The following is a 21449-nucleotide window of genomic DNA, read 5'->3' as shown; positions in this document are numbered from 1 at the left end:
GAGCTCGCGGCCACCCGTGCCGGCCGGCCCGTGGCCGCCCAGGTCGGTGGTCACCTCGGTTGCCGACGCGCTCAGGTCGTGTGTCTGCTCGACGCTCGGGTCGGCGTCGGTGGACTCCGGCCGGCGGATCGCGTCCAGGGTCTCCCGCGACAGGATCTCGGTCGGGCCCTCGATCAGCTCGTGGACCGACAGGTCGTCCGGCTCTCTCTTGCGGCCCATCACGCCCCCAGCAGACTCTGGCCGCAGACCCGGACCACGTTGCCGCTGATCGCGCCGCTCGCCGGCCAGGCCAACCAGCCGATCGTCTCGGCCACGTCCACCGGCAGCCCGCCCTGGGCCAGGCTGTTCATCCGTCGGCCCGCCTCGCGGACGACCAGCGGGATGCGGGCGGTCAGCCGGGTCTCGATGAAGCCGGGCGCCACGGCGTTGACGCTGATCCCCCGGTCGCGCAGGGCCGGGGCGAGAGAGTCGACCAGGCCGATCACGCCGGCCTTGCTGGTGGCGTAGTTGGTCTGACCCCGGTTGCCGGCGATCCCGGCGATCGAGGACACCCCGATGATCCGCCCGCCGGCCGGGATCAACTCCCGTTCCAGCAGTACGTCGTTGATGCGCTCCTGACTGGACAGGTTGACGTCGATGACCTGGTCCCACCGGTCGGCGTCCATCCGGCCGAGCGTCTTGTCGCGGGTGATGCCCGCGTTGTGCACCACCGCGTCGACGCGCCCGTGCCGGGTGGCCAGGTGGTCGGCGAGCCGGGTCGGCGCGTCCGGGGCGGTCAGGTCGAGCTGGACCGCCGTACCGCCGATGTCGTTCGCGACCGCCGCGAGGGCGTCCCCGGCCGCCGGGATGTCCAGCGCGACCACCTGGGCGCCGTCGCGGGCGAGGACCCCGGCCAGGGCCGCGCCGATTCCCCGGGCGGCCCCGGTGACCAGCACGACCTGCCCGTCCAGCGGACGGTTCCAGTCGTCCGGGGCGGTCGCCGTGCCGGTGCCGACCCGGACGACCTGCCCCGAGACGTACGCGGACCGGCCGGACAGCAGGAACCGGAGGGTCGCTTCGAGGCTGGTGGCATCACCGTCCCGAGCCACCTGGACGAGCTGGGCCGTGGTGCCCCGGCCGAACTCCTTGCCGATGCTGCGGACCAGCCCTTCCAGGGCCCGCTGGGCGGTCGCCTCGCGCGGGGTCGGGCACTCACCGGGCGGGGTGCCGAGCACGATCACCCGGCCGCTGGGCAGCAGGGTGCGGGCGTGCGGGTGGAAGAAGTCGTAGAGCTGGCGCAGTTGCGTCGAGTCGGTGATGCCGGTCGCGTCGTACCCGAGAGCGCCGAAGCGGTCCTGCCCCTCGGCCGTGCCGCCGTCGCGCAGCTCGACCCCGGCGGCGGTCAGGATCGTCCGGACCGGCTCGGCGAGTCGGCCGCCGTCGGCCGCGCCGAGCAGCGCCGGGCCGGGCAGCAGCGGGTCGCCGGGCTGGTGCCGGCGCAGTCGCGGCGGATCGGGCAGCCCGAGACGCTTCACCAGCGTGCGGCCGGCGGCCGATTGGACGAAGCTCGCGTACCTGTCGGTCATGGGCGTAGCCTACTGGCGAGTAAGGTTCGAGCAACACTCGCGAGGAGGCGGATCGTGCAGAGCATCCGGAGGGTCGCGGTCATCGGGGGCAACCGCATCCCCTTCGCCCGTTCCAACTCCCGCTACGCCGACGCGTCCAACGCCGACCTGCTCGGCGCGGCGCTCGACGGTCTGATCGCCCGGTACGGGCTGGCCGGGCAGCGGGTCGGCGAGGTGGTCACCGGGGCGGTGCTCAAGCACTCCCGCGACTTCAACCTCACCCGCGAGGTCGTCCTCGGATCCCGGCTCGACCCGCACACCCCGGCGTACGACATCCAGCAGGCCTGCGGCACCGGCCTGGAGGCCGCGATCCTCGTCGCCAACAAGATCGCCCTCGGTCAGCTCGACGTGGGCATCGCCGGCGGTGTCGACACCACCTCCGACGCGCCGCTCGCGGTCAACGAGGACATGCGTCGTACGCTGCTCAAACTCAACTCCGCCCGCACGGTCGGCCAGCGGCTGAAGATCGCCGCGAAGCTGCGCCCGCTCCAGCCGTTCAAGCCGGACATCCCCCGCAACGCCGAACCGCGCACCGGCCTGTCCATGGGTGACCACGCCGCCCAGACCGCGCTGCGCTGGCAGATCGACCGGCGCTCCCAGGACGAGCTGGCACTGCGCTCGCACCAGCGGCTCGCCGCCGCGTACGACAAGGGCTTCTTCGACGACCTGATGACGCCGTACCTGGGCCTGACCCGCGACCAGAATCTCCGCCCGGACACGAGCGTGGAGAAGCTCGGCGCCCTCAAGCCGGTCTTCGGCACCCGCGGTCCGGACGCCGAGCAGGCCACCATGACCGCCGGCAACTCCTCGCCGCTCACCGACGGCGCGTCCACCGTGCTGCTGGCCAGCGAGGAGTGGGCTGCCGCGCACAACCTGCCGGTGCTGGCCTGGTTCAGCTGGTCGGAGACGGCGGCCGTCGACTTCGTACACGGCGACGAAGGGCTGCTGATGGCCCCCGCGTACGCGGTGCCCCGGATGCTGGCCCGCGCCGGGCTCACGTTGCAGGACTTCGACTACTACGAGATCCACGAGGCGTTCGCCTCGCAGGTGCTGGCGACCCTGGCCGCCTGGGAGTCGCCGGAGTTCTGCAAGGACCGGCTCGGCCTGGACGCCCCGCTGGGCGCGATCGACACCGACCGGCTCAACGTCAACGGTTCGTCGTTGGCCGCCGGGCACCCGTTCGCCGCGACGGGTGGGCGGATCGTCGCCACGCTGGCCAAGCTGCTCGCCGAGAAGGGCAGCGGACGCGGGCTGATCTCCATCTGCGCGGCTGGCGGCCAGGGCGTGACCGCCATTTTGGAGCGTTGAGCGCTCGATCGTCCCTTACCGGGGTGACCGCCAGCAGGCGTTAACGGACTGTTCAGCGGGCCGTCCGCAGGCGGTGGGTTTACCACGCGACGGTGATCAGCGCCGCGTCCTCGACGCGGCGCTGATCACTCCTGCGTGCGGAACGGGGCCGTATCTCCATGGAGTCCGTCGTCCCCGGGACGACCACCCTGTCGGTGGTCATCCCGATGTTCAACGAGACCGCTGTCATCCCGGCCCTGGTGGCCCGACTGCGGCCGGTGCTCGACGCGCTCGGCGTCGACTACGAGGTGGTCGCCGTCGACGACGGCAGCGCCGACAACACCGTGTCGGTGCTCTTCGACCACGGCCGGAACTGGCCGCAGTTGCGGGTGCTCCGGCTCCGGCGCAACAGCGGTCACCAGGCTGCGTTGACGGCGGGCCTGCACCGGGCCGTCGGCCGGTGGATCGTCAGTCTCGACGCCGACCTGCAGGACCCGCCCGAGGCCATCGCCGAGATGCTGCGGGTGGCCCGGACGGACGCCGTGGACGTGGTCTACGGCGTCCGGGCGGACCGCAGCACCGACACCATCTTCAAGCGCAACACCGCCCGCGCCTACTACTGGGTGATGCGGCGGATCGTGGGCGCCGACCTGCCCGCCCAGGCCGGTGACTTCCGGCTGCTCAGCCGGGACGTCGTCGAGGTGCTGCGGCGGCTGCCGGAACGCGCGCCGGTCTACCGGCTGCTGGTGCCGTCGCTCGGCTTCCCCAGCGCCGAGGTGCGCTACACCCGCGCGGCGCGGGCCGCCGGGGAGACCAAGTACCCGCTGCGTCGGATGGTCGCGCTGGCCTGGGAGAGCACGGCGAACTTCTCGGCCGCGCCCTTGCGCCTGGCCACCTGGATGGGGATGTCGAGCTTCCTGCTCTGCCTGGCCCTGATCGTCTTCGGCATGGTCGTGCACGTCTCCGGTGCCACCATCCCCGGCTGGACCTCGATGTTCGTCGCGGTGCTGTTGCTCAGTGGGGTGCAGTTGGTCTGTCTCGGCCTGCTCGGCGAGTACGTCGGCCGGATCTACGCGACAGTGCAGAACCGGCCCGCCTTCCACATCGGGTTCGACTCCCGGGACGGGGTTCCGGGCGCGGAGGCAGATGCACGTGATCGTGTCGGTGACGACGTTGTCCGCCTCCGTGGCTGACGCCCTGCTGGCCGAACGGGTCGACACTCCGGCCCCAGCCTCGGCCCCGCACCGGAACGCTCTCGTGCCGATTCTCAGCACGCTTCCGTGGGTGCTCGTGATCGGCGCGCTGCTCGTGGTCTGGTCACGGGGCAGCGTGCCGGTGCCGGACCTCGCGGCGTTCTCCGCGTACTGGGCGTTCGCGCTGGTGCTGCCCGGAACCCTGGTGCACCGCGCGCTGCGCGGCGGTCGCGGCAACCTCCCCGAGGACCTCGGCTTCGGCGCGGCCACCGGCCTGCTGTTGGAGATCGTCGCCTGGGCGTTGGCAGCGGCGACCGGTCAACAGACCCTGCTGCGGTGGTGGCCGCTACCCGTACTCGTCGCGTTCGCCGCCGTGCCCAGGCTGCGCCGGCACTGGCGGGTCGGCGAGCGCCGTCCGCTGCCGGTCGGTTGGCACTACGGCATGGGCGCGGCGCTGCTGGTGGTGCTGGCCTGGGGGTACGTCCAGTGGCGGATGGTCCCGCTGCCTCCGGTGTCCGGCGGCTACTACCAGGACGTGCTCTACCACCTGGGTCTGGTGCAGGAGTTGACCCGGGCGATGCCGTTCGAGTTGCCGCACGTCGCGGGGGAGGCGCTGCGCTACCACTACCTCTCCGACGCCCACATCGCCAGCGGCAGCATGATCACTGGCATCGCGCCGACGACGGTGCTGCTGCGACTCTGGTTGGTACCGGTGGTCGGCGTGGCGGTGGTGCTCGCGGCCGGGCTCGCCCGCGACCTGAGTGGAGCGGTCTGGGCCGGTCCGGTGGCCGCCCTCACCGCTTTCACCGGTGCGGCGGTCACGCTCGGCTCGCCCGTGGGTGCGTCCGGCGAGATGCCGCTCTCCTACGCCAGCCCCTCCCAGACGTACGTGCTGGTGCCGTTGTTGCTGCTGGCCGGGCTCGTTGTCGACGCGGCCAGGGGGCGTTCCCTCGGCCCGGCCTGGCCGCTGGTCCCGGCGCTCGGGCTGGTCTGTGCGGGGGCGAAGTCCAGCGCGTTGCCGCCGCTGATCGCCGGCCTGGGTCTCACCGCCGTGGTGTTCTGGTGGCGCAAGCGGCAGATCCCCCGACCCGCCCTGGTGGCGTTGGCCTGCCTGGTGGCGGCGATGGCGCTCGGTTTCCGGCTGTTCGCCGGTGGCGGGGCCTCCACCCTGCGCGTGCAGGCGTTGGCGTTGCTGCACTTCGTCGCCCCGTACGCCGAGACGCTCGGGCCGGGTGACGGGATCTGGCCGAGCGCACCGCTGCCACCGGGCATCAACGACGGTGGTGTCCTCGGATGGCTGCTGGCGTTCGCGGTGGTGGGCTGGTGGGTGCTGGGTCAGTCGCCACGGTGGGTGGGCATGGGCCTGCTCCGCGAGCGTGGGCACCGGGCCGATCCGGCGGTCTGGCTGCTCGCCGGCACGGTCCTCGCCGGGGCCGCCACCACCTGGGTGTTCCAGCACCCGTCGATCAGTCAGATCTACTTCTGGATGGGCGTCATCCCGATCGGCGTCGTGCTGACCACCTGGTCTCTCGCTGCGGCTCGGGCGCCCTGGCCGGTGCTGGTGGTGCCCGCCGTGGCCGGCGCGTTGGCGGGGCTCGCCACCGCCGGCACGGTGGTGGGTTTCGCCGTGCCGAGGATCAGCCGGCCCGGCACCCCCACCACCTCGACGATCGAGGGGTGGCTGCGGGTCCTGGGTCTCTCGGCCGCACGGTACGTGCTGTTCGTGGCGGTTGCCGCCGCGCTCGCCGTCGCAGTGTCGGCCCTGTGGGGGCGTCACGTTTCGGCGCCGGCAAATGCGGGAGCAGGTCGTCGGCGAACGGTGACGATCGCCGTGGCCGGGGTCACCGCGGCGCTGCTCGGTGCCAGCGCCGCCGTCGTGCTGGGCGGGACGGTTCGCTCGGTGCTGACCGAGCCGGGGCCGCCGGCCACCGGACCGCAGCCGTACGCGCTGACCGCCGCCGAGATGCGCGCGGCGCTGTGGCTTGACGACAACGCCGCCGACGATGACGTGGTCGCCACCAACGTCCACTGCCGGCCGGTGCGGACCACCCCGCACTGCGACGCCCGGGCGTTCTGGGTGACCGGGCTGGGCGGGCACCGCACGGTGGTGGAGAGCTGGGGCTACACCGACGCGGTGGTGGCCGCGCACGGCGTCGACAACCTGGGGTACGCCCGGCAGAACTTTCCCGATCAGGAGTTGCTCGCGCTCAACGACGGGGTGTTCAGTGCGCCGACCCTGGCCGACCTGGATCGGCTCCGGACGGAGTACGGGGTCCGTTGGCTCTTCGCCGACAGCAGGGCCGGTGCGGTGTCGCCGGAGCTGGCCCGGCTGGCCCAGATCCGGCTGGTCGCCGGCCCGGTGACCGTCTACGAGCTCACCCGATCCTGACCGCCTCCGGGGTCCGGCCCGGTCCAGGCGCCGGTCAGCGGGTGCGGGACAATGAGGTACGTGACGACGATCCCGAACGTGCTCGCCAACCGGTACGCCTCGCCCGAGTTGGTCGCCCTCTGGTCGCCCGAGGAGAAGGTCCGGATGGAACGGCGGCTGTGGCTCGCCGTGCTCCGCGCACAGCGTGACCTGGGCGTGGCGGTCCCGGACGGCGTGGTCGAGGCGTACGAGCGGGTGCTCGACCAGGTCGACCTCGCGTCGATCGCCGAGCGGGAGCGGGTCACCCGGCACGACGTGAAGGCCCGCATCGAGGAGTTCAGCGCGCTGGCCGGGCACGAGCACGTGCACAAGGGGATGACCTCGCGGGACCTCACCGAGAACGTCGAGCAGCTTCAGGTGCGTGCCTCGCTGGAGCTGATCCGGGACCGGGTGGTGGCGACCCTGGCCCGGTTGGCGTGGCTCGCGTACGAGCACTCCGAGCTGGTCATGACCGGCCGCTCGCACAACGTCGCCGCGCAGGCCACCACGCTGGGCAAGCGCTTCGCGTCGGCGGCCGAGGAGCTGCTCATCGCGTACGACCGGCTGGAGGAGCTGATCGCCCGCTACCCGCTGCGCGGCATCAAGGGCCCGGTGGGCACGGCCGCCGACCAGCTCGACCTCTTCGACGGCGACGCCGACAAGGTGGCCGAGCTGGAGCGACGGGTCGCCGAGCACCTGGGCTTCTCGCGGGTGCTGGACAGCGTCGGGCAGGTCTACCCGCGCTCGCTGGACTTCGACGTGCTGGCCGCGTTGGCGCAGACCGCCGCCGCGCCGTCGTCGCTGGCCACCACGATCCGGCTGATGGTCGGCCAGGAGCTGGTCACCGAGGGATTCAAGCCGGGTCAGGTCGGTTCCAGCGCGATGCCGCACAAGATGAACACCCGTTCGTCCGAGCGGGTGAACGGCTTCGCGGTCATCATCCGGGGTTACCTGTCGATGGTCGGCGAGCTGGCCGGCGACCAGTGGAACGAGGGGGACGTCTCCTGCTCGGTGGTCCGTCGGGTCGCCCTGCCGGACGCGTTCTTCGCCGCCGACGGGCTGTTCCAGACGTTCCTCACCGTGCTCGACGAGTTCGGCGCGTACCCGGCGGTGATCAACCGGGAGCTGGAGCGCTTCCTGCCCTTCCTGGCGACCACCAAGATCCTGGTGGCGGCGGTCCGGCGGGGCGTCGGCCGGGAGGTCGCCCACGAGGTGATCAAGGAGCACGCGGTCGCGGTGGCGCTGGCCATGCGCGAGAAGGGCGCCCCGGAGAACGACCTCTTCGACCGCCTGGCCGCCGACGGCCGCCTCGGCCTGTCCCGCGCCGACATCGACACCCTGGTAGCCGACCGCACAGCCTTCGTAGGAGCGGCCAAGTCCCAGGTGGAGCAGGTAACCCGCAGAATCACCAAGGTCGTGGAAACCCACCCCAACGCCGCCACCTACACCCCACCCCCCATCCTCTAACCCCCCGGTCCCCCCCCGGCCCCCCCTCTTGCGCCCCGCGCCCCCTTCTGGCCCGGTGATCAAGAGGTTCGCGTCAACTTTGATCTCCCTGGTGACGCAAACCTCTTGATCACCCGAGGTGGAGGGGAGGGGGAAGGGAGGTGGGGGTGGAAGGGAGGGGTGGGGTTTGGGCGGTCAGTCGCCGGTGGGGGTTTCGGCGGCTGTTCGTAGGGTGGGGGCGCTTGCTGGTTCGGCGATGCCGCCCAGGGACTCGGCGAAGGCGGGGTCGGTGGCGGTGTCCGCTGCCACCGCCGGCTGGTCGGGCGGCATGACCGCGGGCATCGTCGGTACGGCGACGACCGCCGTGCCGTACGCGCAGATCTCCATCCACATCTCGCCGCAGTCCCGGCTGTCGAAGCGCATACCGATCACGGCGTTCGCGCCGAGCCGCAGGGCCTCCTCGCCGAGGCGGGTCACCGAGTCGGTGCGCCACCGGGTCAGGTTGTCGGGCGCCATCGGGTCGTACGCGCCACCGCGCAGGTTCTTGACCCCCTCGCGGTACGGGTTGCGCGTCCTGGCCATCGATGACACCACCTCACCGAGAATCTGGCGGATCTCGTAGCCGGGCAGTTGCTCTGTCGTCACGACCAGCACGTTTCCGATGCTGTCAGGAGTTGGGCGACCCGATCGGGTGCCGTGTTCACCTGATCGGATGCTGCAAAACGGCGCGGCGCGGACGGCCGGCGCGGGGCCGACCATCCGCGCCGCACGGGCGCTAACCGTCAGACACCGGCCACCGAGGTGATCCAGGCCCGGTTGTACGCGACGCTGCCGTAGTTCTGGATGTTGTAGCCGTCGGCCGTGGAGGCCACGCCGACCTGCTGGCCGTTGTAGAACTGCGGGCCGCCCGAGTCGCCCCGCCAGGCGTTGCCGTTGATCCGGGTGCTGCGGATGGCCTGGCCGCCGTACGCGTCGGTGACGTTGGTGCTGGTCACCTGGACGGTGGCGGTCTTGAGCTGGCTGGACGCGGAGCAGCCGCTGTAGCAGGTCATGCCCCACCCGTAGATCGAGTTGGTCGAGCCGACCGGCGGGTTGCTGCTCGCCAGGGAGACCGTCGAGGTGCTGACGGTGCTGGACAGGCGCATGAGGGCCAGGTCGTTACGGGTGTAGGTGGCGCTGACGGTGCGGGTGACCCCACCGGAGGCGCGGTAGACGCTGCCGACCCGGACGGACATCGTGCCGCTGATGCAGTGCCGGGCGGTGAGCACCCACTGCGCGGCGATCACGCTGCCCGAGCAGGTGAACGAGCCGTTGCTCAGCACGGCGGCGGCCCAGGGGGCGGACGAGACGGTGCCGCCGCCGATGATGGGCTGGGGGCCGGCCGGGGCAGCGGACGCGCCGGACGCGGCGGCGAGGGCGCCGACCAGCGCCGTGCTGATCAGGGCGAGCAGGGGACGAACGCGCATCGGTGGACTCCTTGGGGCGGGTGGGGCCCGGGGTCGCCGGGTGCCCGGGGGCGACGACGGGAGGTCCCCATCGCCGCTGGCATCGAGCCATGTCGATGTACTGTAGGGCTGGCGGACATCGTTTTCAAGAAGCTGATCGAGTTCAGTCAATGTAACGATTCGGCTACCCGCTGCGCCGTATATGCCCTGCTGAGGCGGCCTGTGCCGGGTTGCCGCGCGCGCTCGCCGCCGGTTATGTGGATCACTGCCTGAACTGCGCCCGGCCGGTGCGTCCGCGACGGAATCTGCCAGGTACGCTGGCTGCGCTCGCCCGTTGTGGGTAGGCACCCAACTGCGTACACAGTCAGGAGTGCCCAGTGCCTCGCGTCGTCGTCGACGTCATGCTCAAGCCCGAGATCCTCGATCCGCAGGGCCAGGCCGTCGCAAACGCGCTGCCCCGGCTCGGCGTCAGCGACGTCGCCTCAGTCCGGATCGGCAGGCGGATCGAGATCGACTTCACCGGTGAACCGGACCTGGACCGGGCCCGGGAAATCGCCGACAAGCTGCTCGCCAACCCGGTCATCGAGGACTTCACCGTCCGCCTGGTCGAGACCGACGAGACCGCGGACGCCCGCTCGTGACCGCCCGGGTCGGTGTGGTCACGTTCCCCGGCTCGCTCGATGACGGGGACGCGGCCCGCGCCGTCCGGATCGCCGGCGCCGAGCCGGTCCGGCTCTGGCACGGCGACGAGAACCTGCACGGGGTGGACGCCGTCGTCCTGCCCGGCGGGTTCTCCTACGGCGACTACCTGCGCTGCGGGGCCATCGCCCGGTTCGCCCCGGTGATGGAGACGATCGTCGACGCCGCCCAGGGCGGTCTGCCGGTGCTCGGCATCTGCAACGGCTTCCAGATCCTCTGCGAGGCGCACCTGCTGCCGGGCGCGCTCACCCGCAACCAGCACCTGCACTTCCGCAACCGGGACCAGGTGCTGCGCATCGAGTCGGCCGGCACCGCGTGGACCAACGCGTTCCAGGCCGGCCAGGAGGTGCTGATTCCGGTCAAGAACGGCGAGGGCTGCTACGTCGCCGACACCGCGACGCTGGACCAGCTCGAAGCCGAGGGCCGGGTCGTCGCCCGCTACGTCGGCGGTAACCCGAACGGGTCGCAGCGCGACATCGCCGCGATCACCAACGCCGCCGGCAACGTGGTCGGCATCATGCCGCACCCGGAGCACGCGGTGGAGGCGCTCACCGGCCCCTCGCTGGACGGTCTCGGGTTCTTCACCTCGGTCCTCAAGCACCTGGTGGGGACCCCAGCGTGAGCATCGGTCAGCTCAACCGCCGCTCTGGCGGGCACGAGCGCAGCGAGGAGAGGTCATGACCACCCATCCGGACCCGGTACGGGACACTCCGGAGGCGTACTCCGCCCCGGCGCAGCCGACCGAGCCGCCGGCGCAGCCCACCGCCCCGGCGGTCGCTCCCGCGCAGCCGGCGAGCGCCGACTGGACCGACGGCGTGGACACCGTGCCCCGTGCCGGTGGCACCCCGGGCGAGCTTCAGCCGTACACCGAGCTGGGCCTGCGCGACGACGAGTACGACCGGATCCGGCAGATCCTCGGCCGCCGGCCCACCCAGTCCGAGCTGGCCATGTACTCGATCATGTGGAGCGAGCACTGCTCCTACAAGTCGAGCAAGGTGCACCTGCGTCAGTTCGGTGAGAAGGCCCCGCAGAGCGACCGCCTGCTCGCCGGTATCGGCGAGAACGCCGGTGTCGTGCAGGTCTCCGACAAGCTGGCGGTGACCTTCAAGGTCGAGTCGCACAACCACCCGAGCTTCGTCGAGCCGTACCAGGGCGCGGCGACGGGTGTCGGCGGCATCGTCCGGGACATCCTCGCCATGGGCGCCCGCCCGATCGCGGTCATGGACCCGCTGCGCTTCGGCGCGGCGGACCACCCGGACACCGCCCGGGTGCTCACCGGTGTGGTCGCCGGTGTCGGCGGCTACGGCAACTGTCTCGGCCTGCCCAACATCGGCGGCGAGCTGGTCTTCGACCCGTCCTACCAGGGCAACCCGCTGCTCAACGCGCTCTGCCTGGGCGTGCTGCCGGTCGACCGGCTGCAGAACAAGGCCGCCGCCGGCCCCGGCAACGTGGTCGTGCTGATGGGCGCGAAGACCGGCCGGGACGGCATCGGCGGCGTCTCGGTGCTGGCCAGCGCCACCTTCGACGAGGGCAGCGAGGCCCGTCGCCCGGCCGTGCAGGTCGGCGACCCCTTCACCGAGAAGCTGTTGATCGAGGCGTGCCTGGAGCTGTACGACGGCCAGCTGGTCGTCGGCATCCAGGACCTCGGTGGTGCCGGCCTGACCTGCGCGCTCACCGAGACCGCCGCCGCAGCCGGCACCGGCATGCGGGTCTGGCTGGAGCGGGTGCCGCTGCGGGAGCCCTCGATGGACCCGCACGAGATCCTGGCCAGCGAGTCCCAGGAGCGGATGCTGCTGGTCGTCGAGCCGGACAAGCTCGACGCGGTGCTCAAGACCTGCGAGAAGTGGGGCGTCCTCGGCACCGCGATCGGTGAGGTCACCGCCCCGGAGCCGGACGGCCGCCCCGGTCGCCTGCTGATCACCTGGCGGGACCACCTGGTCGTCGACGTGCCGCCGGGTTCGCTGGTGGACGACGGCCCGGTGTACGCCCGTCCGATGCGTGAACCGGCCGACCTGATCCTGCTCCAGGCAGACCGTGCCGAGACGCTGCCCCGCCCGGCCGACCCGGACGCGCTGCGGGAGACCGTGCTGCGCATGATCGCGTCGCCGAACCTGGCCGACAAGACCTGGGTCACCGAGCAGTACGACCGTTACGTGCTGGGCAACACCGTGCTCGCCCAGCCGGAGGACGGCGGCGTGATCCGGATCGACGAGCAGACCGGGCTCGGCGTGGCGCTGTCGGTGGACGGCAACGGCCGGTACGCCCGGCTCGACCCGTACCAGGGCACCAAGCTGGCCCTCGCCGAGGCGTACCGGAACGTGGCGGTGACCGGCGCGAAGCCGATCGCCGTCACCAACTGCCTCAACTTCGGCTCGCCGGAGGACCCGGGCGTGATGTGGCAGTTCGCCGAGGCCGTGCGCGGCCTGGCGGACGGCTGCCTGGAGCTGGGCATCCCGGTCACCGGCGGCAACGTCAGCTTCTACAACCAGACCGGCGCCGCGGCCATCCACCCGACCCCGGTGGTCGGTGTGCTGGGCGTGCTGGACAACGTGGCCGACCGGGTGCCGATGGGCTTCGTCCCGCGTCCCAGCGGCGACCACGACCAGCTCTACCTGCTCGGTGAGACGAACGTGGAGCTGTCCGGCTCGGAGTGGGCCTGGGTGACGCACGAGCACCTCGGCGGCATCCCGCCGCAGGTCGACCTGCTCCGCGAGAAGGCGCTGGCCGACCTGCTGGCCGAGGCCGCCCGGGTGGGCCACCTCAGCTCGGCGCACGACCTGTCCGACGGTGGTCTCGCCCAGAGCCTGGTCGAGTCCTGCCTGCGGCGTGGCGTCGGCGCCCGGATCGCCGTGCCGGAGCAGTTCGCCGAGGGCTCGATGCCCTTCGTCTACCTGTTCAGCGAGTCCGCGACGCGGGCGCTGGTGTCGGTGCCGCGTGGCCACGACAAGGCGTTCGCGGCGCTCTGCGCCGAGCGGGGCGTGCCGTTCGAGCTGATCGGTGTCACCGACCCGTCCGGCGGGGCGCTCGAGGTGCACGGGCAGTTCCGGATCGGCCTGGACGAGCTGCGCGCCGCGCACACCGAGACGCTCCCGCGCCTCTTCGGTGGCACCGCCGCCGTCGAGGCTGTGCCGTCGGCTGTCACCGAGCCCGCCGTCGCCGAGGTGCCCGCCCCGGCCGCCGGCGTGGCGGGCGCGGTCGAGGCCGTGCCGCTGCCGGCCGCCCCGGCCGAGCCGGTGGACGCGTCGGAGGTGCTCTCCGAGCCGATCGCCTCGGCCGGCCCGTCGCCACAGACCGGGGCTGTCGACCCGATCGGGTCGCAGCAGCCGTCCGAGTCTGGTTCCGGTGCCACCGAGCCGTCGCCTGACGAGCGCTGAGGCGTTGACGGCGGCCGTCTACGGCCAGCCCGGGTCAGGCGCCAGGTTCGACTGGGGCCTGACCGGGGCGGCCGAACTCGGCCGGGTCTGCGCGGCGCTGGTGGTGGTGGACGTGCTCTCGTTCACCACCGCCGTGGAGGTGGCGGTCGCCCGGGGTACGCGGGTGCACCCCTTCCCGTGGGGTGAGCAGGCCGCCGAGTACGCGCTGCGGGTCGGCGCGGTGGCGGCGGTCGGCCGTCGCCGGGTGACAGCCGACCACCCGTGGTCACTCTCACCCGCCGCGCTGAGCGCCGCGCCGACCGTCGCGGACCTGGTGCTGCCCTCGCCGAACGGCTCGGCCATCAGCGCCGCCGCCAGCGCCACCGGGCTACCGGTGGTCGCGGCGTGCCTGCGTAACGCGCGCGCCGTCGGGCGTTGGCTGCGCCGCCAGGGGTACGGCACGACGGACGCCCCGATCGGCGTCATCGCCTCCGGGGAGCGCTGGCCGGACGGGTCGCTGCGCCCCTGCGTCGAAGACCAACTCGGTGCGGCGAGCGTGCTGGACGCTCTGTCCGGGGTGCCGGGCGGTCTCTCCGTGGAGGCGGCCATGGCGCTCGCCGCGCTGGCCAGCACTCCGGACGTACCCGCTGCGGTACGCGGCAGCGTCTCCGGCCGGGAGTTGACCGAGGGCGGCTTCGAAGCCGACGTCGACGTCGCCGTCCAGGTCGGCGTGTCCGAGGTCGTGCCGGTCCTCCGCCAGGGCGTCTTCTCCGCCGCCTGACCCACCCCGCACAGCACCCGCCCCCCGCAGCTCCCGTCCCCGGACGCCCGCCCCGGTGGCACCCATCCCGGCGGCGCCCGCCCCGGTGGCGCCCACGGCGATGATCATGAAGTTATTGCCCCGACACGCCGTGCGCGTGGGCAATAACTTCGTGATCGACGAGGTGGGACCGGGTGGGGGTGGGTGGGGGTTACGGCGAACGGCCGCCCGGTCTTCCGGGCGGCCGTTCGCGGTGCGCTGTGGGTAGTGCTGGTGTTAGTCGTCCAGCCAGTCGAGCCGGCGGCCGCCGCGCTCGGTGGGCGGGGGACTGTCCGGACGGGCCCGGCCACCCTGCTGCTGCTGGCCGTAGCCGCCCTGGTCGTAGCCCCGGTCGTCGTAGCTGCCGCGTTGCTGCGGGGGCTCCTGGCCGTAGCCGCCCTGGTCGTACCCGCCGCCAGTCTGGCCGTAGCCGCCCTGGTCGTAGCCCCGGTCGTCGTAGCCGCCGCGTTGCTGCGGGGGCTCCTGGCCGTAGCCGCCCTGGTCGTACCCGCCACCGGTCTGGCCGTAGCCGCCCTGGTCGTACGCGTTGGTCTGCTGGCCGTAGCCGCCCGTCGGCTCCGCCCCACGACCGCCGCCGTACGGGGCGGTCGGGTCGGGCTGGCCGTAGCCCTGGCCCTGCTCCGGCTGGTACACGCCGGTGGCGTACGGGTCGGCCGGCGCCGGGTACTGGGTGCTGTCGCCGGTGTACCGGCCGGTCGGCTCGTCGAAGCGCTCGCCGTAGCCGCCGGCCGCCCCACCGGCGGGAGCCGGCGGGTAGCCGCCCGCGCCGGCCGGCGCGGTGTAGTCACGGCTGCCGTAGCCGCTACCCGAGGAGGGCGCGCCGCCGTAGCCACCATCCGGGGCCGTAGCGCCGCCGTAGCCCGCGCCGGAGCCGGGTGCGGCGCCGTAGCCGTCCGCGCCACCGCCGTAGCCGCCGTCCGGCGTTGCCCCGGTGCCGTAGCCGCCACCCGAGGCGGGGGCGTTGCCGTAGCCGCCGTAGCCGCCCTGGCCGGGCTCGTCGTCGTAGCCGGTCCCGCCCCAGCCCTGCTGGCCCGCCGCGCCGTAGGGCTGCGCTGGCGCGCCGTACGGGTCCGGCGGGACGTCGTCGACGACCGGGCGGTGCATCATGGTCGGCGCCTCGCTCAGCGCCGCGCCGCCGACCATGGTCGGGTCGGGCGCGCCACCGGGGCGGTTGACCACCCGGGTCTGGTCGTCGGCCCCGCGGAAGGCCCCACGGGCCGCCGGCACCGCGCCGCCGGCACCGGCAGCGCCGGCCGCCGCCGGCTCGTCATCGTCGTCGCCGCTCTCGCGGCGCTTCATCCACAGCAGGACGATCGTGCCGACGCCGGCCGCGACGAGCAGGCCGCCGAGCAGGATGATCAGGTACGAGCCGAAGCCGCCGCCGTCGTCCTCCTTGCTGGCGTTCGCCGGGGCGCCCGGGCTGGCCTCCTCGGAGGGTTGGTCCTCGGCACCCTCCTCGGTCGCCTCGTCGGTGGGGGTGGCGTCGGCGGTGGGCGACGGGGTGGCGCTCGGCGTCACCTCGACCTTGATCTCCAAGGTGATCCGCTGGCCGGTGATGGTCTGCCCGGCGTTCGCGGTGAAGCTCTTGAACGCCTTGATGTTTTCGGAGGACGCACCCAGGTCGATCCGACCGGGAGTGATCGGGCTCTGACTGCTGCCCGTGAACTTGAAGTTGCCACTGCCATCGGCGACGGCGTCGTAGCGGTGACCGGCGGTGTCCTGGAGGAGGACGAACGCGTTCGGCACCGGCTCGCCGTCGGCCTTCTTGACCACCTTGCCGGAGACCGACTTCACCGTCTGGTTCTGCTGCGGCGGGGGCGGCGATGCGGCCTTCGCGGTGAGGTTGACCGTGGTCGAACCCTGTCCGTTTCCGAGGCCGGCGCTGGCCCTGACGGTGACGCGAGCGGACCCGTTCGAAGCGTCGTCCGCCACCTTGAACTTGGCCGTGTAGGTCTTGGCCTCGGTCACGTTCCCCTGCGAGCAACCATCGATGCACTGAAGCTTGGGGTTGTCAGAACTGACAGTTACATCGGCGGGAACTGGTTGGTCGTCGAAGCTGAGCGTGTAGCTCACTGTCGTCTCGCCGCCCGCTTGGACGGTGCCCGGGGAGGCTGAGACGTTTGTGACCTTGGGAGCGGCCATTGCTGGTGTGGCGGGGACGGCGAGCAGAGCGCCGGCAACCAGCGCTGCGACCACACCGGCCCGCTGCTTCCAGGCACGTCGGTGTGTTGACACGTCCACCGCCTTCCGGGCTGACGTCCCTCGACCGGCGGGGCGCCGGGCCGGGGATCATCACGGTACGAATACGCCGTCGGCCACTATGCCTTGTCTCACTGGATCGGCGCGACCCAGGGCCAACGTCAGGTGCTCCACCTGTGGGTCGTATCGTCCCGTCGTGTCCTCTCCGCACAGTAAGTCCGCCGCCGTCGTGGCGGCTCTGTCGGCGCTTGACGAGGGGCGTACGCCCGAACGGCCGGTACTCCGGGAGGCGGTCCGGTCCTTGTTGGCCGTCCTCACGGAGCGCGCCCCCGGCCGATCGGTGGAGGTGCGCGTTCCACCATACGGTGCGATCCAGTGCGTCCCCGGTCCTCGACACACCAGAGGAAACCCGCCGAACGTGGTCGAGATGTCGCCGCAGACCTGGTTGGAGCTCGCCACCGGTCGGCTCGGGTGGGCCGACGCGGTCACCGATGGACGTGTTCAGGTGAGCGGCATTCGGGCGGACATCTCGGCCTATCTGCCCCTCTAGCTGCGCCGATGTCCGAGTGATCGTGACTCTCGGCAGGGAAATCGTGACTATCTGTATTGACGCTGACTCGCGTACACTGTCAGGCGACGAGAGTGGTCCCGGCCGAGAAGTGTGGATCCGACCCGTGATCCCCGCCAGGCCGGTCCAGACCAGCATGAGGGAGCGGTAGTGCCCCGAGGCGACGGCCGGCTGAGCCACGACCTTGACCCCCAACGACCTGGCCCCCAGGATGCCTGCGGCGTCTTCGGCGTGTGGGCCCCCGGCGAAGAGGTCGCGAATCTGACCTACTTCGGCCTCTACGCCCTGCAGCACCGCGGCCAGGAGGCGGCGGGCATCGCGGTCAGCGACGGCTCGGGCGTGGTGGTCTACAAGGATCTCGGCCTGGTGGCCCAGGTCTTCGACGAGCCCACCCTGGCCAGCCTGCGCGGCCACCTGGCGATCGGGCACGCCCGATACTCCACGACCGGCGCGTCCAACTGGGAGAACGCCCAGCCGACCATCCGGTCGACCGATTCCGGCACGACCATCGCGCTGGCCCACAACGGCAACCTGGTCAACACCGCCGAGTTGGAGAAGGAGGTCGCCGAGCGCGGCCTGGTCGCGGACGGCTCGACCAACGACACCTCGCTGGTGACCATGCTGCTGGCCAGCCGCCCCGACCTGTCGGTCGAGGCCGCCGCGCTCGAGGTGCTGCCGCAGCTACGTGGGGCGTTCAGCTTCGTCTTCATGGACGAGTCGACGCTGTACGCGGCCCGCGACCCGCACGGCGTACGCCCGCTGGTGCTCGGCCGGCTGGAGCGTGGCTGGGTGGTCGCGAGCGAGACCGCCGCGCTGGACATCGTCGGCGCGAGCGTGGTGCGCGAGATCGAGCCCGGCGAACTGATCGCGATCGACGAGGAGGGGCTGCGGTCCACCCGCTTCGCCGCGCCCGAGCCGAAGGGCTGCCTCTTCGAGTACGTCTACATCGCCCGCCCCGACGCGACCATCGCCGGGCGGAACGTGCACGCGGCGCGGGTGCAGATCGGCCGCCAGTTGGCCAAGGAGCATCCGGTCGAGGCCGACCTGGTCATCCCGGTGCCCGAGTCCGGCACCCCGGCCGCGATCGGGTACGCGGAGGCGTCCGGTATCACCTACGGCGCGGGCCTCATGAAGAACCCGTACGTGGGGCGGACCTTCATCCAGCCGTCGCAGACCCTGCGTCAGCTCGGCATCCGACTCAAGCTCAACCCCCTGCGGCAGAACGTGCGTGGCAAGCGGCTGGTGGTCGTGGACGACTCGATCGTGCGCGGCAACACGCAGCGGGCCATCGTCCGGATGTTGCGCGAGGCGGGGGCGCTCGAGGTGCACGTCCGGATCTCCTCCCCGCCGGTGAGTTGGCCGTGTTTCTACGGCATCGACTTCGCCACCCGGGCGGAGCTGCTGGCCAACGGGTTGGACAACGACGGCATCCGGCGTTCCATCGGCGCCGACACGCTGGGTTACGTATCGCTTCCCGGCCTGATCGCCGCGACCGAGCAGCCGAAGACCCGGCTGTGTCGGGCGTGTTTCGATGGGGAGTACCCGATCGAGCTGCCGGCCGGCAACCTGATCGGCAAGCATGTGCTCGAAGGGATGGGCCGCCGGGTCGCCAACGCGACGCCGGAGGCTCCGGAGAGCTTCGGCTCGCTCGTCGCCACTCCGGGTGGCGTGACCGCAAACCGCCCGTAGCACCAACCGGCGCGGCCCGGCCACCGCCGGCGCGGCACCGAGAACCACAAAAGGGGAGAACCGTGACGCACGTGTCCGAGCGCAGCGGCGCAGGAAGCAGCCCGAACGGCGCTGGCAGCGACCACCAGCCGTGGACGGGCGGTGCCGGCCGCCAGCGGGGCAAGCGTTCCGTCTCGTACGCCGACGCCGGGGTCTCCATCGACGCGGGCGACCGCGCGGTCGAGCTGCTGAAGTCGAAGGTGCGCGAGACCCGGCGCCCCGAGGTGCTGGGTGACCTCGGCGGCTTCGCCGGCCTGTTCCGCCTGGACACGAAGAAGTACAAGAACCCCATCCTGGCGTCCTCGACCGACGGTGTGGGCACCAAGCTGGTCATCGCCCAGCAGATGGACATCCACGACACGGTCGGCATCGACCTGGTCGCGATGGTCGTCGACGACCTGGTCGCCTGCGGCGCGGAGCCGCTGTTCCTGCTCGACTACATCGCCACCGGCGAGGTCGTTCCGGACAAGGTGGCCGAGATCGGCGCGGGCATCGCCGACGGCTGCCGGTACGCGGGCTGCGCGCTGCTGGGCGGCGAGACCGCCGAGCACCCCGGTGTGCTGCGCCCGGACGAGTACGACATCTCCGCGACCGGCGTCGGTGTGGTCGAGGAGGCCGACATCCTCAGCCCGGAGCGCGTCGAGGTGGGTGACGTCGTCATCGCCATGCGCTCCTCCGGCCTGCACTCCAACGGCTACTCGCTGGTCCGGCACGTGCTGCTCGGCGCCGCCCGGATGCGACTGGACATCGTGATCGACGACTTCGGCCGGCAGCGGACCCTCGGTGAGGAGCTGCTGACCCCCACCAAGATCTACGCCAAGGACTGCCTCAAGCTGATCGAGGAGGCCGAGGTGCGGGCGCTGTCGCACATCACCGGCGGTGGCATCCCGGGCAACCTGGTGCGGGTGCTTCCCGAGCACGTCGACGCGGTGGTCAACCGGTCCACCTGGAAGCCGCAGCCCATCTTCGACCTCATCCAGTCGAAGGGCCGGATCGACGACCAGGACATGGAGTCGACGTTCAACATGGGCGTCGGCATGTTCGCAATTGTCTCGGCCGAGGACGCCGATCGCGCCCTGGCCACGCTGACCGGTCGTGGGGTCGAGGCCTGGCAGGCGGGCGAGATCATCGAGGGCACCGGCAACGTGCAGATGGTGGGTCAGCACACCCGCGGCTGATCACGCTCCGGTGACCGTACGGGCACCTGATCAGGGCTTCACCCGAGTGGCCGGCGCCGCCTAGCCTGAAAGGCTCGGGCTGGGCGGAGGAGGGTGATGGCTGCTGGGGAACCGACGTTCAGCGGGATGCGTGGGCTGGCCGCCGTCCCGTCGTACGTCGTCATGCAGCCCACCACGCTGTGCAACCTCGACTGCGCGTACTGCTACCTGCCGTTCCGGTCCGCCGACCGGCGGATGTCGGTGCCGGTGGCCGAGGCGGTGGCGGCGGCGGTCAACCCGTGGGCGGCCTCCGGGCGCTTCTCCGTCGTGTGGCACGGCGGCGAGCCGCTGGCGGCCGGTCGGGAGCACCTGGCCGCCCTGATCGCGCCCTTCGGGCCCGAGGTCGAACACCACGTGCAGACGAACGCCACGTTGATCGACGACGAGTGGTGCGAGTTCTTCGCCCGGCACGAGATGCGGGTCAGCGTGAGCGTGGACGGGCCGCGTGAGCGCAACGGCGACCGGGTCAACCGTGGCGGTCAGCCGGCGTACGACCGGATCCTGCGTGGTGTGGCCGCGCTGCGCCGGCACGACCTGCCCTTCTCCGCGCTGGCCGTGGTGTCCCGGCCGACGCCGGGCCTCGCCGCGGAGCTGTACGACTACTTCCTCGATCTGGGCTGCGACGTGCTGGGCATCAACATCGAGGAGACCGAAGGGGTCAACACCCGCGACAACAGCCACGACCCGGCGGCGGTGACCACGTTCTGGGCCGAACTGGTGGCGGCCTGGCGGCGGGCGCCCCGGATCCACCTGCGCGAGGTCGAGTGGTCGCTGCGGTACGCGGCGGCGGTCCTCGACGGCACGGCGGACGGTGTGCTGCCCCGCCGGCTGGATCCGATACCCACCATCGGGCACGACGGCTCGGTGACGGTGCTCTCCCCGGAGTTGGCCGGCTTCACCGACCCGCGCTACGGCGACTTCAGCAGTGGGAACGTGCTGACCACTCCGCTGGCCCGGATCCTGGCCGGTGCCGCGTCGACCTCGTGGGTCGGCGAGTTCCTGACGGGGGTGGAAGCGTGTCGGGTGTCGTGCCCGTATTTCGGCTTCTGTGGTGGCGGTCACGCTGCCAACCGTTACTTCGAGCTGGGGCGTTTTGACGGTACGGAGACCGAGCACTGCCGCAACAGCAAGATCCGCCTATTGGAGGGAGTGTTGGAGCATGCCCGAGATCACCAGTCACCGGCGGCCTGAACGAGAAGCGGACGATGCGCCGGACGACGTCACCGAGCGCGTGCGGGAGGCCGCCCCCGGGCTTGTCGCGCTGTTGCAGGAGGCCGCGGACGCACGGCGGCTACGGGCCGAGGTGGCGGGCGGAGACGGCGTCAGCGCGGTCTGCGCGTGGAACCACTTCGAGAACATCCCGACGTTCTACAACTGGAACAACCGGCCGCGCTAGGGCGGCCGTGATCAGGGGCCTGTCGGCCAGACGGGGTAGTCCCCGGCCAGGGCAGGCCCCTGATGATCGGCACCGATCTCGCTCCCG

17 protein-coding genes are annotated in these 21449 nt (G+C 72.0%); 13 read left to right on the top strand and 4 right to left on the bottom strand.

The genetic code is table 11. The features are described from left to right. Positions 1–218: 218 nt before the first annotated feature. The gene (locus AB0B55_RS11860) at positions 219–1565 is read right to left on the bottom strand and encodes a 3-oxoacyl-ACP reductase (protein WP_357171668.1); all 1347 of its coding nucleotides are present in this window, start codon (positions 1563–1565) and stop codon (positions 219–221) included. A 54-nt stretch (positions 1566–1619) separates the two neighbouring features. Here AB0B55_RS11860 and AB0B55_RS11855 point away from each other — a divergent pair, with 54 nt between their 5' ends. The 4 genes from AB0B55_RS11855 (at position 1620) to purB (ending at position 7958) form a co-directional block, all read left to right on the top strand. Further along, a complete protein-coding gene (locus AB0B55_RS11855; RefSeq protein ID WP_355048422.1) occupies positions 1620–2912 on the top strand; it encodes an acetyl-CoA C-acetyltransferase in 1293 nt (430 codons plus the stop codon). Between the two features lie 158 nt (positions 2913–3070). Beyond that, on the top strand, positions 3071–4084 hold the full coding sequence (locus AB0B55_RS11850) for a glycosyltransferase family 2 protein (protein ID WP_357171667.1): 1014 nt from the start codon (positions 3071–3073) through the stop codon (positions 4082–4084). Next, positions 4038–6473 (top strand): hypothetical protein, encoded by a 2436-nt coding sequence (locus AB0B55_RS11845; RefSeq protein WP_357171666.1) that lies wholly within the window; start codon positions 4038–4040, stop codon positions 6471–6473. The genes AB0B55_RS11850 and AB0B55_RS11845 overlap by 47 nt, the downstream gene beginning before the upstream one ends. A 60-nt stretch (positions 6474–6533) precedes the next feature. After that, on the top strand, positions 6534–7958 hold the full coding sequence (purB, locus tag AB0B55_RS11840; RefSeq protein WP_357132151.1) for an adenylosuccinate lyase: 1425 nt from the start codon (positions 6534–6536) through the stop codon (positions 7956–7958). Positions 7959–8132: 174 nt separating this feature from the next. Here purB and AB0B55_RS11835 read toward each other — a convergent pair whose 3' ends face one another. After that, the gene (locus AB0B55_RS11835) at positions 8133–8696 is read right to left on the bottom strand and encodes a YbjQ family protein (protein WP_357171665.1); all 564 of its coding nucleotides are present in this window, start codon (positions 8694–8696) and stop codon (positions 8133–8135) included. Between the two features lie 23 nt (positions 8697–8719). Beyond that, complete coding sequence (locus AB0B55_RS11830) at positions 8720–9403, bottom strand: trypsin-like serine protease (protein WP_355245595.1); 684 nt, start codon at positions 9401–9403, stop codon at positions 8720–8722. Between the two features lie 356 nt (positions 9404–9759). Between AB0B55_RS11830 and purS the strand changes: the two genes are divergently transcribed. Genes purS through AB0B55_RS11810 form a run of 4 tightly spaced genes read left to right on the top strand, consistent with a single transcriptional unit; the run spans position 9760 to position 14215 of the window. Beyond that, positions 9760–10023: a phosphoribosylformylglycinamidine synthase subunit PurS gene (gene purS / locus AB0B55_RS11825; RefSeq protein WP_007454310.1), complete on the top strand. Its 264-nt coding sequence runs from the start codon at positions 9760–9762 to the stop codon at positions 10021–10023. After that, on the top strand, positions 10020–10703 hold the full coding sequence (gene purQ / locus AB0B55_RS11820) for a phosphoribosylformylglycinamidine synthase subunit PurQ (protein WP_355048413.1): 684 nt from the start codon (positions 10020–10022) through the stop codon (positions 10701–10703). The genes purS and purQ overlap by 4 nt, the downstream gene beginning before the upstream one ends. Positions 10704–10758: 55 nt before the next feature. Then, complete coding sequence (purL, locus tag AB0B55_RS11815) at positions 10759–13455, top strand: phosphoribosylformylglycinamidine synthase subunit PurL (RefSeq protein WP_357132140.1); 2697 nt, start codon at positions 10759–10761, stop codon at positions 13453–13455. Between the two features lie 4 nt (positions 13456–13459). After that, positions 13460–14215, top strand: coding sequence for a 2-phosphosulfolactate phosphatase (locus tag AB0B55_RS11810; RefSeq protein WP_357132267.1), 756 nt, complete (start codon positions 13460–13462; stop codon positions 14213–14215). A 255-nt stretch (positions 14216–14470) separates the two neighbouring features. On the opposite strand, the gene AB0B55_RS11805 is transcribed toward AB0B55_RS11810, so the two are convergent. Continuing rightward, positions 14471–16222: a carboxypeptidase-like regulatory domain-containing protein gene (locus tag AB0B55_RS11805; protein WP_357171664.1), complete on the bottom strand. Its 1752-nt coding sequence runs from the start codon at positions 16220–16222 to the stop codon at positions 14471–14473. 427 nt (positions 16223–16649) lie between these two features. Here AB0B55_RS11805 and AB0B55_RS11800 point away from each other — a divergent pair, with 427 nt between their 5' ends. The 5 genes from AB0B55_RS11800 (at position 16650) to amcA (ending at position 21362) form a co-directional block, all read left to right on the top strand. Next, positions 16650–17003, top strand: coding sequence for a sterol carrier family protein (locus AB0B55_RS11800; protein WP_357132134.1), 354 nt, complete (start codon positions 16650–16652; stop codon positions 17001–17003). A 168-nt stretch (positions 17004–17171) separates the two neighbouring features. Continuing rightward, positions 17172–18710: an amidophosphoribosyltransferase gene (gene purF / locus AB0B55_RS11795; RefSeq protein ID WP_355048409.1), complete on the top strand. Its 1539-nt coding sequence runs from the start codon at positions 17172–17174 to the stop codon at positions 18708–18710. 62 nt (positions 18711–18772) lie between these two features. Next, positions 18773–19927: a phosphoribosylformylglycinamidine cyclo-ligase gene (purM, locus tag AB0B55_RS11790; RefSeq protein ID WP_355048408.1), complete on the top strand. Its 1155-nt coding sequence runs from the start codon at positions 18773–18775 to the stop codon at positions 19925–19927. 126 nt (positions 19928–20053) lie between these two features. Beyond that, entirely contained in the window at positions 20054–21157 is a 1104-nt protein-coding gene (gene amcB, locus AB0B55_RS11785) for a cyclophane-forming radical SAM peptide maturase AmcB (protein ID WP_357171825.1), read from the top strand. Continuing rightward, a complete protein-coding gene (amcA, locus tag AB0B55_RS11780; RefSeq protein ID WP_357132129.1) occupies positions 21126–21362 on the top strand; it encodes a multiple cyclophane-containing RiPP AmcA in 237 nt (78 codons plus the stop codon). The genes amcB and amcA overlap by 32 nt, the downstream gene beginning before the upstream one ends. Positions 21363–21449: the final 87 nt, after the last annotated feature.

The organism is Micromonospora sp. NPDC049107, assembly GCF_040648595.1.
Lineage (GTDB): Bacteria > Actinomycetota > Actinomycetes > Mycobacteriales > Micromonosporaceae > Micromonospora.
This window is presented reverse-complemented; position numbering and strand designations above follow the sequence as displayed.